Origin of the sequence: Paenibacillus sp. TCA20 (genome assembly GCF_000732325.1) — a bacterium.
Taxonomy (GTDB): Bacteria; Bacillota; Bacilli; order Paenibacillales; family Paenibacillaceae; genus Paenibacillus; species Paenibacillus urinalis.
Window position 1 is genome coordinate 94,701 of sequence record NZ_BBIW01000003.1, and the last position, 13,976, is coordinate 108,676.

Consider the following 13,976-nt stretch of genomic DNA (forward strand, 5'->3'; position numbering starts at 1 on the left):
TGACTTTCTATTGGGGGATGAGACATGCTATATAGGCTGGAAGGCATCGTCATCCGCAGTATGGACTACGGTGAGGGGAACAAAATTATTACGCTTTGCACCGAAAGTGGAGGCAAAATAGGTGTTCTGGTTCGTGGAGCCAAGAAACCGAAAAGCCGACATGCCGCGTTGACACAGGTCTTCACTCACGGAGAATATGTATTTTTTCGCAATCACGGGCTCGGAACGTTAAACCAAGGTGAGATTATTGAATCTCACCATTTGCTGCGTGAAGATATCGTCAAAGCTGCCTATGCTTCTTATGCTTGTGAGCTGCTCGATCGTGTGCTGCAGGATGAGGAGACGGGAAGCTTTTGGTTTAAGCAATTAAAGGCATGCCTTACGGCACTGAATGAGGATAAAGATCCCGCTGTTATTATATCTCTTTATGAAATGAAAATATTGCAATCCGCTGGTTATGCGCCTGAATTAACGGCCTGCATATCCTGCGGAAGAGAAAGACCGGACGAGGAATACTTTATAAGTCCAGGCCTCGGGGGCACACTGTGCAGAGCGTGCAAGCATTTCGATCCGCCTGCAATGTCCATTTCACCAAGGGCGCTGAAGCTGCTTCGATTATTTGCCTTGGTCGATCTGCAGCGTCTGGGTAACGTCTCTGTTCGCGATGAGACCAAGCTGGAGATAAAGAAGATTATGCGAGCTTTCATGGATCAGCAGCTTGGACTCAATCTGAAATCCCGTAATTTTCTCGATCAAATGGACAAATACGGCTTCTAATGGTGTAATACCGTTGTGCCCAGCTTGACAACGACCTGACATATAAGCTATTATTCATAGTAATATCTCTTTACGAGACATGTGTTGATCGAGAAAGTACTAGATAAAGGGCCTTTGGCTAATGAGCGAGTCGGAGATGGTGGAAGTCCGGCAGGTCTGGTTTAGGAAATGGCACTCGTGAGCATGAAATGGATACGGAAAAGTGGATTGTGCTCGACAGAGTGCAGTCAAGTAGGGTGGAACCGCGGGAGTAGCTCTCGTCCCTATGTCTGAACATCAGGCGTAGGACGGGGGCTTTTTGCTGTCCTTGCGCTTCTTGTAATCATTCACCTTGCAAAGGAGAGAAATGAAATGAACTTTCAGCAAATGATATTGACGCTGCAAGATTTCTGGGCACAGCATAATTGTATTATTGTCCAGCCTTATGACACGGAAAAAGGCGCCGGAACGATGAATCCGATGACTTTCCTGCGTTCGATCGGTCCTGAGCCTTGGAAGGTAGCTTATGTAGAGCCTTCTAGACGGCCGTCGGATGGCCGGTATGGAGAGAACCCGAATCGACTGTACCAGCATCATCAGTTCCAGGTGATCATCAAGCCTTCACCAGATAATATCCAGGAGATCTACCTGGAGAGCCTTCAGGCTCTTGGCATTGACGCTAAGAAGCACGATATCCGGTTTGTTGAGGACAATTGGGAGAACCCTTCACTTGGCTGTGCAGGACTAGGCTGGGAAGTATGGCTGGATGGAATGGAGATCACTCAATTCACTTATTTCCAGCAGGTAGGCGGTATTGAAACGCATCCAGTTTCCGTCGAAATTACGTACGGTATGGAGCGTCTTGCCTCTTATATTCAAGATAAAGACAACGTATTTGATCTAGAATGGGTTGATGGCATTACATACGGCGACGTATTTAAGCACCCGGAATTTGAACATTCCAAGTATACCTTTGAGGTATCCGATGTGCGCATGCTGTTCACGCTGTTCAATATGTACGAGGAAGAAGCCAAAAAAGCGATGGATCAGCATTTGGTATTCCCAGCTTACGATTATGTTCTTAAATGTTCCCACACGTTTAACCTTCTTGATGCACGAGGGGCAATCAGTGTTACTGAACGCACAGGATATATTACCAGAGTGCGGAATTTGGCTAGACAAGTAGCGGCTACCTATCTGGAGGAACGCGAGAAGCTTGGATTCCCGCTGCTCAAACAAGGAGGTGCACAATAATGTCTAGAGATTTATTGTTTGAGATCGGTCTTGAGGAAGTGCCTGCACGTTTTGTTCGGGGAGCAATTGATCAGCTCGAAGACAGGCTTGTTAAATGGCTGGACAGTGTAAGAGTTACTCATGGAGAAGTTCTGGCTTATGCCACTCCACGTCGTTTGGCTGTTATCATCAAAGACGTTATTGAGAAGCAGGAGGATGTAGAGGAAGAAGTTAAAGGTCCTTCCCGTAAAATTGCGCTCGATGACAGCGGAAACTGGAGTAAAGCTGCACTTGGTTTTGCAAGAAGCCAAGGTGTAGATCCGGAGCAGTTTACATTCAAAGAACTGGGCGGCGTAGAATATATCTATGCTACGAAGAGCAGTAAAGGTATCCAGACTTCAGAGGTGCTTGCTGACGGACTGCTTCAGGTGCTGCATGCGATGACCTTCCCTAAATTTATGCGCTGGGCTTCGTATGACTTGAAATTTGTTAGACCTATTCGCTGGATCGTGGCGATGTTCGGTTCGGATGTTGTCGACATTGAGATTGCAGGTGTGAAGTCAGGGAATGTATCGAGAGGACATCGTTTCCTTGGTTCCGACACGACGATCTCAGAGCCGTCTGCCTATGCAGAGGCCCTTCGTGAACAGCATGTCATTGTTGACATTGAAGAGCGTCGTGCCCTTATAGTGAGTCAGATCGAAGCTTTGGCCGCTAAGAAGAATTGGACGATTGCGATTAAAGAAGATTTGCTGGAAGAAGTACTGTTTCTCGTTGAAACTCCGACTGTGCTCTATGGATCATTTGAAGCATCGTTCCTGGATATTCCTCAGGATGTGCTCATTACTTCGATGAGAGAGCATCAGCGTTACTTCCCGGTTCTGGACGAGAACAGCAAATTGCTGCCGTATTTTGTTACAGTTCGCAATGGGGGAGCAGAATCCCTTGACGTCATTGCAAGAGGGAACGAAAAAGTATTGCGTGCCCGTCTGTCTGATGCGAAGTTCTTCTACGAGGAAGATCAGAAGCTGCAGATCAAGGATGCACTCTCCAAGCTTGAAAGCATCGTATTCCAAGAGGAGATCGGTACGGTCGGAGACAAGGTGCGCCGTATTCGCAAGATCGCTGATACGCTTGCAGCCAAGCTTCAGGTGTCTGCGGATCAAGTCGAGCTGGTTAGCCGGGCAGCGGATATTTGCAAATTCGATCTTGTCACACAGATGGTGTATGAATTCCCTGAACTGCAAGGTGTCATGGGTGAAGATTATGCACTGCGTGCTGGCGAACGCCCTGAAGTAGCTAAAGCGGTATTTGAGCATTACCAGCCAAGAAGCGCTTCTGATACTGTCCCTGCTTCTGTTGTAGGTTCAATTGTAAGCATAGCGGATAAAATAGATACGATTGTGGGATGCTTCTCTATCGGCATTATTCCTACCGGTTCTCAGGATCCGTATGCACTGCGTCGTCAAGCCGCAGGTATTGTACAGATCGCCTTGGATCATAGGCTGCCGATTACACTTGATGAGATTTTTGAGATCGGAATCGAAATTCATGAGAACATGCGAGTAATGAAGCGTTCCAAGGATGATATCCATAAGGATCTGCAGGAGTTCTTCGCCCTTCGAGTTAAGAAGCTCCTGTCTGAAACGATGCGCTATGATGTAGTAGATGCAGTGATCAGCGCGGGGTATGACGATATCGTATCTGTCGTAAACCGTGGTACGGCACTGACGAATACGGTGGAGACAGCTGCTGAATTTAAAACGACCGTAGATTCGTTTAACCGTGTAGGCAACCTTGCAGCCAAGGCATCCAATGCCTCTGTGACGGAGGAGGTTTTTGTCGAAGCAGGTGAACGTACATTGTATGAAGCATGGAGCTCCACAGCGCAGGCTTATCGCGAGGCTTTGGCTGCGAGAGATGCAGAGAAGGCGCTGAGCATTGCAGCTGAATGGAGAGAGCCGATCACTTCCTTCTTCGACTCTGTTATGGTTATGGCTGAAGATGAAGCCATTCGAGCCAATCGATTGGGTCTTCTTGCATCCATTGACAAAGACTTGAAGTCCTTTGCGGATTTTTCTAAGCTCGTCTGGTAATTAAATTCCTGATATTAGCTTAAAAAGGTAATGCGGTAAGAAATAAATATACGGAACGGGGGATAGGCTCCGTTCCGTATTTGTCCTTTATTTTCCATGTGGAGATTAGAGCAGGAATTACGATGCACGAAGGCGTATATAATAATATCCCGGACAGGTGATGAATATTGCATAGGAAAATTGTGGTGGACGCGGATGCATGTCCCGTAAAACGTGAAATTCAGACTGCCGCAGCATCATTTCAGATTCATGTGCTTATGGTGTCCTCCTACGACCATCGGCTCGAAGGCGGGGAAGGAACTACGATCGTACATGTTGACCGGAGTGACCAAAGTGCTGACCTGTATATTGCTAATCATATCAAGGCACAAGATATTGTTGTAACCCAGGATTATGGACTTGCTGCCTTAGCTCTGGCCAAATCCTGCAGCGTAATCACATTCCGAGGCAGAATAATCGACGATCAGGATATTGATTTTTTGCTCGATACTCGGCATTCGCACGCGAAGGCTAGGAAGAGAGGCCAGTATGGCAAGGGTCCAAGGCCTATGACAGATGAGGACAGGAAGTTATTTCAACATAAACTGACAAATCTTTTGAAGGATTTGCAGGAGATTGTGTAAGTTTAGCGAATAATTATTTACGTGTTAAAGAGATGAAGGTGGTTAAGATGAGTGCCGGACAGGGTAACATACCGGAAAGTGTTATCGAATCAGTGCTGAGTCAACATGATATCGTCGACACGGTAAGTAAGTTTGTACATCTGACCAAGCAAGGTAAGTATATGAAAGGGCTTTGTCCATTTCATTCAGAGAATACCCCTTCCTTTACGGTTACACCAGAACGCCAAATCTTCTATTGCTACGGCTGCGGCAAGGGAGGCAACGCCATCAAATTCAGGATGGAAATCGAAGGATTAACCTTTCCCGAGGCTGTTAAGACGATGGCAGAAGAGAGCCATATTCCTCTTGGGGAGTGGCAAGGGCGTGATGTCGCACATCATAATCCTGAAACAGAACGATTGCTGCAGGCTTATGAGCTTACTGCTAAATTATACCATTATTTATTGAAGAATACGGAGTACGGTAAGGCAGCAATTGAATATTTGCGTAATCGGGGTATGAATGACAAAGCGATTGACCATTTTCAGATTGGCTATGCTCCGGCCGGTTGGAATACACTTGTGCAGTTTCTAACGAAACGAGAGTTTCCGCTTGCTGAAATGGAGAAGGGCGGATTAATATCAGCCCGTAATGAAGGCGAAGGGTATGTAGATCGGTTTCGAGACCGTGTCATGTTCCCGATTAAGAACAGCAGTGGCAAAATCATTGCCTTTGCAGGCCGAATCATGGGTGATGGTCAGCCGAAGTATCTTAATTCGCCGGAGACGAGGCTCTTTAATAAGAGTCGTGTCCTCTACAATATGGATCATGCGAAGGCTTCGATCCGCAAGAAAGGACAAGCTATACTGTTCGAAGGCTACGGCGATGTGATCTCTGCTTGGGAGCATGGAATCCAGAATGGGGTTGCCGGAATGGGGACTGCCCTGACGGAAAATCAAGCCCGTATGCTTAAATCTCTCAGTGATGAGGTAATTATCTGTTATGACGGTGATCGCGCCGGTCAAGCTGCCGCACTCAAGAATTTACCGATCCTGGAGTCGGCAGGGATTCAAGCAAAGGTTGCGCTCCTGACAGATGGTTTAGACCCTGATGAATTTATTCGCAAGCATGGTGGAGACCGCTTCACTCATCAGATCATTGAAGGTGCTGTTCCACCGATAAAATTTAGACTTATAAACTTGAAAAAAAACCATATACTGCTAGAAGAAGGTGGCCGAATTGCTTATTCGCGTGAAGCCATCAAGCTGATTGCTCCACTCTCTTCTCCCACAGAGAGAGAGGTGTATTTGCGGGAGCTTGCTTCCGAAGTGCATGTGGATTTTGAGACATTGAAGCAGGAATGCAATCTCGAAAGGCAGCAAATGCAAAAAAACGAGCATTATGGGGATAATAACGACAAAAGGTGGAATAATGGTAGGCAACAAAATAGGCAGATTCCTACACCTAATTTACTTCCTGCCTATCATACGGCCGAACGAAGGCTTCTGTCCTGGATGCTTCAAGATGATGAGGCGGCCAGATATGTTGGTGAACGTCTTGGTGAAGCCTTTAACATTAGCGATCATGCAGCTATCGCTGCTTATCTATATGCTTATTACGCGCAAGGCAAACCGCCGGATTTAAGGATGTTTATGTTATCTCTTCAAGACGATCGTCTTGAGAAAACGGTAAGCTCCATTTCCATGATGGATGCGCCTGAGCAGTGGGATCACGGAGCACTGGATGATTGTATTAAAGAGGTATTAAAGTATCCGGTATTACAGCAGATCGATTCTAAAAAAGAGGAAATGATTGCTGCCGAACGATCCGGAGACTTTTTGCGTGCAGCACAAATCGCAAGTGAGATTATAACCCTAGAGAGACAATGATTGTAATTATCATACCATGTTTCTAGGGAGGAGGGAGTCGAAGTATGGCGAATGATCAGCATGCTGAACTAGAAACAGAATTGACGCTGGATCAAGTGAAAGACCAGCTGATTGAACAGGGCAAAAAGAGGTCGTCTTTGAATTACAAAGAGATTATGGAGAAGCTGTCTCCATTCGATCAAGACCCTGAGCAAATGGATGAGTTCTATGAACAGCTTAGTGATTTAGGAATTGATGTGGTAAATGAGAGTGATGATGATAACCCACTACGGCCTAATGATGACTCTGAGGATAAAGAAGGTGATGATTTTCATTTTGATGATGATCTGAGTCTTCCTCCTGGTATCAAAATTAATGACCCAGTCCGCATGTACTTGAAGGAAATCGGACGTGTTCCGTTGCTGTCGGCAGACGATGAAGTTGAACTCGCTAAGCGAATTATGAATGGAGATGAGGAAGCGAAACGTCGACTGGCTGAAGCCAACTTACGTCTCGTTGTCAGCATCGCCAAGCGTTATGTAGGCCGCGGCATGCTCTTCCTTGACCTGATTCAGGAAGGGAATATGGGTCTGATTAAAGCGGTGGAGAAGTTCGACCACAATAAAGGCTTTAAATTTAGTACCTATGCAACTTGGTGGATTCGTCAAGCGATTACTCGTGCAATTGCTGACCAGGCTCGTACCATTCGGATTCCTGTTCATATGGTGGAGACCATTAACAAATTGATTCGAGTGTCCAGACAACTGCTGCAAGAGCTAGGGCGCGAACCGACACCGGAGGAAATCGCGGCTGAGATGGACCTAAGTGTGGAAAAGGTACGGGAAATTACGAAAATTGCGCAAGAGCCTGTGTCGCTTGAAACACCGATCGGTGAAGAAGACGACTCTCATCTCGGAGATTTTATTGAGGACCAGGAAGCACTTGCTCCGGCTGATGCTGCTGCGTATGAATTGCTGAAGGAGCAATTAGAGGATGTACTTGATACACTCACTGAACGTGAAGAGAACGTCCTGCGTCTCCGTTTCGGGCTTGATGACGGGCGTACACGTACACTTGAAGAGGTAGGTAAAGTGTTTGGTGTAACGAGAGAACGGATTCGTCAGATTGAAGCGAAGGCACTTCGTAAATTGCGCCATCCAAGCCGCAGCAAACGGCTTAAAGATTTCCTTGAATAGTTAGATTAAGGGCCTTCTGCTGTGCTTGCGGCAGGAGGTCTTTTTGTTTAGATCAAGGAGTTTTTTTCTTTTTTTGGATATATTTCCTTCGATTTCTTATTACCCATTATTTTAGCTTTTTTTGATGATGATTGCAAACATCGAAACGTGGCATTGCCTGATTGGTGCGCGAAGTCACCGTTAGGTTTGCAATAATTACATTTAGTATAGAGTTGGGCGGTGCAATGCATGTTGAAATTGTCGAAAAGATTGCAGCTATTACATGATCTAATGGATCCGGGACGGAATCTTGCCGATATCGGTTCAGACCATGCTCTCTTGCCAGTCGCTTGTATTCAAAGCGGTCAGGCAGCCACAGCCATTGCCGGAGAGCTGAATGAAGGCCCATACGAGGCAGCGAAGAGACAAGTGGCAAGCAGCGGTTTACAAGCCAAAATCGAAGTCAGACGGGGAGACGGTCTGGATGTGATTGAGGCCGGCGAAGTGGATACAATCACGATCGCAGGGATGGGCGGCGCACTGATCGCTAATATCCTGGAACGCGGCAAGCCTAAGCTTAAGGGAGTCACACGTCTTATTTTGCAGCCTAATGTTGGTGAAGATATTTTGCGAAGATGGCTGTTCGATAATGACTACGTCATTGAAGCAGAACGAATTATTGAGGAAGACGGCAAAATCTATGAAGTCATTGCAGCTGTACCCGGGTATTTCAGCCACATCTCAAATGATGAAGTATATGAGCCGAAGCTGATCGGAACAGCTGACCATGAGATTGAGCTGACTTCAAACGAACTGCTCAAGATGGGGCCATTCCTGGTAGAGCAAGGTGGATCTGTATTCGTTAAAAAATGGGAGCTCGAAATAGATAAGATCCAAAAGGTGCTGACTTCCTTATCTAAATCTGATCTTCCTGAAGCAAAAGAGAAGGCAGAGGAGCTCCAGCAGGAATTGAAACGAATTGAGGAGGTGCTCACATGTATGCAAAAGGACAAACCGTAATCTCTTATATGGAGGAGCTTGCTCCTAAGCATCTAGCCGTTCCTGATGACCGTATCGGTCTTCAGCTCGGAACGCTGGCAAAAGAAATCAAGAAAGTGCTGGTTGCACTTGATGTGACAGATGAGGTCGTTGAAGAAGCGATCCGTTTGGAAGCAGATCTTATTATCGCACACCATGCCATCATCTTCAGACCACTCAAATCGCTGAATACCGATTCGCCGATGGGCAAGCTGTATGAGAAACTGATCAAGCATGATATCGCCGTTTATATTAGTCATACGAACCTAGACGTAGCAGAGGGCGGCATCAACGATTGGATGGCAGAAGCGATTGGTATACAGGATGTCGCACCACTAGAAGATCTGCACACGGATCATTTGTACAAGCTGGTTGTATTCGTACCAAAGTCTCATCACCAAAAGGTGCTTGATGCCGTACTAGGCGCGGGTGCGGGGGCAATCGGGGACTACAGTCATTGCAGCTTCAATATTGACGGATATGGCACTTTTGTTCCGGGTGATGCTACGAAGCCATTTATCGGCAAGCAAGGGCAAATGGAGCGGGTAGAAGAGGTTAGAATTGAAACGATTGTTCCGCATAGCATTTGGAATAAAGTCGTGCAGGCGATGCTTAAGGCTCATCCCTATGAAGAAGTGGCTTATGATCTGTACCATATGGATATGAAGGGCAGAACACTTGGGTTGGGACGGGTCGGCAAGCTGTCTGAGCCTGTTCTGCTTAAGGAGCTAGTGGATATCGTGAAGAAGCAGTTCGAAGTGAAGCAAGTACGAGTTGTGGGCGATCTGAATCGTCAGATTAAGAAGGCCGCTGTGCTTGGCGGCTCCGGCAGCCGATATGTGAATCATGCGCTGTTTAGAGGCGCGGATGTCATAGTTACAGGCGATATTGACTATCATACGGCTCAGGATGCGCTGATGGCGGGGATAGCTATTATAGACCCCGGTCATAATATCGAAAAGATCATGAAGCCGAACACGGTGAAATGGCTTAAAGAGAAGCTGGAGAAGGGCCGTTATGCAACAGAGGTGCATGCATCTGAGATGAATACAGAGCCTTTCCAATTTGTATAGTCGATCCCAGTAATTTCACTTGAATGATAAAGCGAGTCCTAGTATAATATGAATGTTGTCGGAAAGTTTGACAGACAATCGCTGGTGGCCTTGTTGCCACGAGAGGAAAGTCCGGGCTCCACAGGGCAGGATGCTGGATAACGTCCAGTCAGCGCGAGTTGAAGGATAGTGCCACAGAAATGGACCGCCGATGGCTGGCTATATGGCTAGCACAGGCAAGGATGGAACCGAGGTGTAAGAGACCCCGAGGAACGCTGGTGACTTCGTTCCTGGTAAACCCCATCTGGAGCAAGACCTAAAGAGACACTGTCTTCCGTAAGGAAGGCAGCCTTAGCCCGAGGTGTGTCTAGGTTGGTCGCTTGAGCTGTTCAGCAATGAATGGCCTAGATAGATGATTGTCGCTTGTGGTGGGAGGGTAGTTCCCGTTATGACCACGAAGAGCACAGAACCCGGCTTACGTAAAACTTTCCAAACTGCAACACAGCATATGCGATGATATAACGGTAATTTGCCTGCCTAGTGCAGGACATATTACCGTTTTTTGTTATGTAGCAGCTCGCCTTTTTCTATGCCAATATGAACGAATAGACGTTTTTCTTAATTATTTGACCTATGGACGAACATCCAAGCCATTAAGGGAGTGAGGAATAGATTATACTATCACTTGAAAAGGAGTTGTTCAATATGTCTCAACGTAGTGGTCATCACATGAAAAAATGTTTCCCTCCTCTTAAGCCTATCGTTTGTGATCCTGTAAATGTAGTGAAAAATCATTATCATCCTCAAATCCAGCCTGTAATTCACCCTGTACAAATCATTAACAAACATCATCCGGTACCAGTTCCAGTTCATGAGTGGGTCGTTGCTGAAACTGAAGAAGTGGTAGGCGGCATGAGCACAGGCATGAATGGTATGAATGGTGTTGCTGGAACAAGCACAATGAACGGTGTAGGCGGCATGAGCACAATGAATCACGGCATGGGTGGCATGCATGGCAAGGGCTGTCATCATGACCGCAACAGAAGAGGCCGTAGATAATTAAACAACGCAAAGAGCAGACGAGATGAACTCGCCTGCTCTTTTTGTTTATTACTTCATAAATCTGTTGATTGTATCCTCAAGCTTGTCGCGAACATTCTGAGGCCATAACTGAAGGGGGGCCTGCTCTCCAGATGCTCCTGCAGCTTCCAGCGCCTTGTACACATCGATTTGACCGTAGCCAAAGTATTTATCGTATCCCGGGTCTCCCAGGTCGATGACACTGCTGCGCATCAGATCCATTACTTCTTCGTTAGACAGATCAGGATTATAGGAACGGATTAATCCCGCCAGTGCGGCAACATGAGGGCTTGCCATCGACGTTCCTGACAGGGCAGCATACTGATTGCCCGGATAGGTGCTGGCAATGCTTGCCCCGGGTGCCATGACATCCACGTAATCACCATAATTTGAGAAGTCCGCCCGGTTCATAGATGCATCCGTGGCAGAAACAGCAAATACTTCGGGATAGGCGGCCGGATAGCCAGGCCGTTCGGTATTGTCATTACCCGTCGCTGCAATCAGGACGACATCATGGTCATAAGCGTATTTGATCGCATCATGCAGGAATTCAGCATCTGCATAATTACCAAGGCTCATATTAATCACTTTTGCACCGTGATCGGTCGCCCAGATGATTCCCTCAGCTACGGCATAGCTTGTGCCCGACCCGGATTGGTCGAGTACTTTAACTGGCATGATTTTGTTATACCAGGTCATGCCTGCAACACCTTCATTATTATTCACCTTGGCAGATACGATTCCTGCAACATGGGTACCATGTCCGACATCATCGTAAGGCTCTGCTTCCCCATCAATAACGTTGTATCCCTCGACCAGCTGCCCTTCCAGATCAGGATGATCAAGATCTACGCCTGTATCAATAACAGCAACAATGACATCCTCACTGCCTTTGGACAATGTCCATCCCTTGTTTGTTTCGGTCGCAGGCAGGTTCCATTGATAACGAGAGAACAACAGGTCGTTCGGAATATTGTCAGCCAGCTCATTTTCAGGTACCGTTTCGTTGGTTAAATATAAATAGTGGGGCTCGGAATATACGGGATTCCATTTGTTCTTAAAATAAGCCTGCAACTTAGCAAAATCCATCTTTTTAGATCGAAAAACATACGCCTGGCCAACTTGATGCGTATGATCCAGATCAATATCTTTCTCGATCTGTTTAAGCTTCTCTGATGTCAATTTCTCATTGAATCTAACGACGATCTCATCTTCATAATAATGACTTGCGTTCTGATTATCGTGTCCTGTCTTGACGGTGATATCCTTTAAGGTGTTAGGAAGAACAGATTCTACGCTGTATTTGCCTTCTTTGGGATAAGGGATCATCCTTAGGTTCCGGCGCTGATGCTCTTCCACATCATTCAGGATATGCTGACTCATAACTGCGATAACCGCATGCTTGCCGTCAGAAGATGGTTCGCCAAGAACAAAATACTTATCCTTATTGAGCGTAAGCGAAGTGGATTCATACGATTTATGCTTCTGAAGAGCTTGCTTGGCGGAGTCAATACTTGCTTGAAGCTGTTTATTCTTCTGTAATGAATCCGTATTCTTCTGAATACTGAAGGATTGCTGCTTGTTTTGCTCCAGATCCATCCAGAGCAAGGTATGAATGTGACTATGAGTTTTTTCCAATTGATCCATATAAGCTGACAGTTCTTTACGATCTGAAGCCTTTAATTCCTCCAGCATTTTTTGAAGATGCATTTGGGCATCCATCCGGGATAAACGGTCAGTTGCTTGAACGTCCTGTGCTTTGATTCGTTGTTTGAGCAGCTGCTCCTGCTGTGGCTCATTAGGGGTCTGCTGCTGTTCAGCGGTATTCTCTTCCCCGGGAAGTAACAGGGTGGTCATCACCAGAACGGCAGCGGCGGCGCCAATCGCCCAATATGTCCAATTGCTTCTAGCCATTATTTTAGTACTCCTCCTGCTGTCTAATAGTAGTTATAGCGTGAGAAGATGAGGCAGTTTTTATACGAAATGATTTGCAGCTCTGACGAAAATGAACTGGGGAATGGAAATCGCAGTTATAGGGGTTATTTAAGTACCGCTCGTCACATTTTTATGGTAGGATAGTAGCTGAGAAATAATGGTCAGTAGATGCAGTTAAATCTTGGCCGGTCATAAGAAGTCTATATGAGGGACTTATTCTTTAAGGGGGAACTACCTTTATGTCAGCAAATGTGCAGAAGTTGTGTGAATCGGCACGAGAGAAATTGAAACCCGCAATTGAAAAACTGGAAACATTTCTAAACGAGAACTCACTTGCTCAGCTTGCCGCTGACCAGGATCAGGAGACGATTCCATTTTACAAAGGATTTCTTTCCGACCTTCGGCACCTGCTCGTCTTTTCTGAGGTATCGTATGAGAAGCTCGGAACAGCACTCCGTCGTGCGAATTTTGACGTTGATTTTGCGGAAAAAGCATTGTATAACCTTTATCATCAGGGAATTAACAGCTTCTTCTATCCAAAGAATGAATGCTACTCTGAGGATGGACGTTACGCATATACAGGTCAAGACGCCATTCGTTTTCGGATTAAGCCGGTAAGACCTGCTCGCGATATCATCATGGAAATTACGAAGACTTATGAAGAGCTGCGTGATGACCTGAACTATTACGAAAGTGATTATCTGACTCAGCGCAGAATGAAGAGCAGAGCTTAAGCGCTGCTGAGTCGATTTTTGAATACAAGTTATACCTTAGGGCCGTGTACACTACACGGCTTTTTTCATTTGCAAGCAAAAGGCAGCGTTGCATGATAATGCTGGAGTATAAGGGTCAGGCGATGAGGGTACCATACCATTTGAGGTGATAATAATGACTATACCCATCGTAAAATGCAGCGTATCAAACTGCAGTTATTGGGGAGAACAAAATGTTTGCAAAGCAGATCTGATTATGATTGACATTGATGCGCATGCCAGAAACCATCTCAAGGAAGAGTATGCTGGAGAAACATTTGATTCCGAACATCAAGATTATGCAAGCACTTCTTCAGCGACTTGTTGTCACACGTTTAAACCCAAGGCATAGTCAACCGAATCTTTGCGGCTTCATAACCTGACAGGCT

General features: G+C 46.2%; 12 protein-coding genes and 1 other RNA gene. 12 read left to right on the top strand and 1 reads right to left on the bottom strand.

Features of this window, described 5'->3' with window-relative positions:
* Positions 1–24: 24 nt before the first annotated feature.
* The 10 genes from recO (at position 25) to TCA2_RS26880 (ending at position 10,879) form a co-directional block, all read left to right on the top strand.
* Complete coding sequence (gene recO / locus TCA2_RS06725) at positions 25–777, top strand: DNA repair protein RecO (protein ID WP_047910828.1); 753 nt, start codon at positions 25–27, stop codon at positions 775–777.
* Positions 778–1,128: 351 nt separating this feature from the next.
* A complete protein-coding gene (gene glyQ / locus TCA2_RS06730) occupies positions 1,129–2,010 on the top strand; it encodes a glycine--tRNA ligase subunit alpha (protein WP_047910829.1) in 882 nt (293 codons plus the stop codon).
* Positions 2,010–4,085 (top strand): glycine--tRNA ligase subunit beta, encoded by a 2,076-nt coding sequence (gene glyS, locus TCA2_RS06735; RefSeq protein ID WP_047910830.1) that lies wholly within the window; start codon positions 2,010–2,012, stop codon positions 4,083–4,085. Before glyQ ends, glyS begins: the two co-directional genes overlap by 1 nt.
* A gap of 164 nt (positions 4,086–4,249) precedes the next feature.
* Positions 4,250–4,708, top strand: coding sequence for a DUF188 domain-containing protein (locus TCA2_RS06740; protein WP_047910831.1), 459 nt, complete (start codon positions 4,250–4,252; stop codon positions 4,706–4,708).
* Between the two features lie 47 nt (positions 4,709–4,755).
* Positions 4,756–6,576, top strand: a complete 1,821-nt coding sequence (gene dnaG, locus TCA2_RS06745; RefSeq protein ID WP_047910832.1) for a DNA primase — start codon at positions 4,756–4,758, stop codon at positions 6,574–6,576.
* 44 nt (positions 6,577–6,620) lie between these two features.
* On the top strand, positions 6,621–7,751 hold the full coding sequence (rpoD, locus tag TCA2_RS06750; protein ID WP_047910833.1) for an RNA polymerase sigma factor RpoD: 1,131 nt from the start codon (positions 6,621–6,623) through the stop codon (positions 7,749–7,751).
* Between the two features lie 228 nt (positions 7,752–7,979).
* Complete coding sequence (locus tag TCA2_RS06755; RefSeq protein ID WP_337999880.1) at positions 7,980–8,750, top strand: class I SAM-dependent methyltransferase; 771 nt, start codon at positions 7,980–7,982, stop codon at positions 8,748–8,750.
* Entirely contained in the window at positions 8,726–9,841 is a 1,116-nt protein-coding gene (locus tag TCA2_RS06760) for a Nif3-like dinuclear metal center hexameric protein (protein ID WP_047910834.1), read from the top strand. Before TCA2_RS06755 ends, TCA2_RS06760 begins: the two co-directional genes overlap by 25 nt.
* A gap of 62 nt (positions 9,842–9,903) precedes the next feature.
* An RNA gene (rnpB, locus tag TCA2_RS26095) (RNase P RNA component class A) lies at positions 9,904–10,313 on the top strand.
* Between the two features lie 212 nt (positions 10,314–10,525).
* The gene (locus TCA2_RS26880; protein WP_047910835.1) at positions 10,526–10,879 is read left to right on the top strand and encodes a hypothetical protein; all 354 of its coding nucleotides are present in this window, start codon (positions 10,526–10,528) and stop codon (positions 10,877–10,879) included.
* Positions 10,880–10,930: 51 nt separating this feature from the next.
* On the opposite strand, the gene TCA2_RS06770 is transcribed toward TCA2_RS26880, so the two are convergent.
* Positions 10,931–12,814: a S8 family peptidase gene (locus TCA2_RS06770; protein ID WP_047910836.1), complete on the bottom strand. Its 1,884-nt coding sequence runs from the start codon at positions 12,812–12,814 to the stop codon at positions 10,931–10,933.
* 260 nt (positions 12,815–13,074) lie between these two features.
* Here TCA2_RS06770 and TCA2_RS06775 point away from each other — a divergent pair, with 260 nt between their 5' ends.
* Together TCA2_RS06775 and TCA2_RS26525 are read left to right on the top strand one after the other, a co-directional pair.
* Positions 13,075–13,569, top strand: coding sequence for a YpuI family protein (locus TCA2_RS06775; RefSeq protein ID WP_047910837.1), 495 nt, complete (start codon positions 13,075–13,077; stop codon positions 13,567–13,569).
* A 154-nt stretch (positions 13,570–13,723) separates the two neighbouring features.
* Complete coding sequence (locus TCA2_RS26525; RefSeq protein WP_081872296.1) at positions 13,724–13,939, top strand: DUF1540 domain-containing protein; 216 nt, start codon at positions 13,724–13,726, stop codon at positions 13,937–13,939.
* The last annotated feature ends 37 nt before the right edge of the window (positions 13,940–13,976 follow it).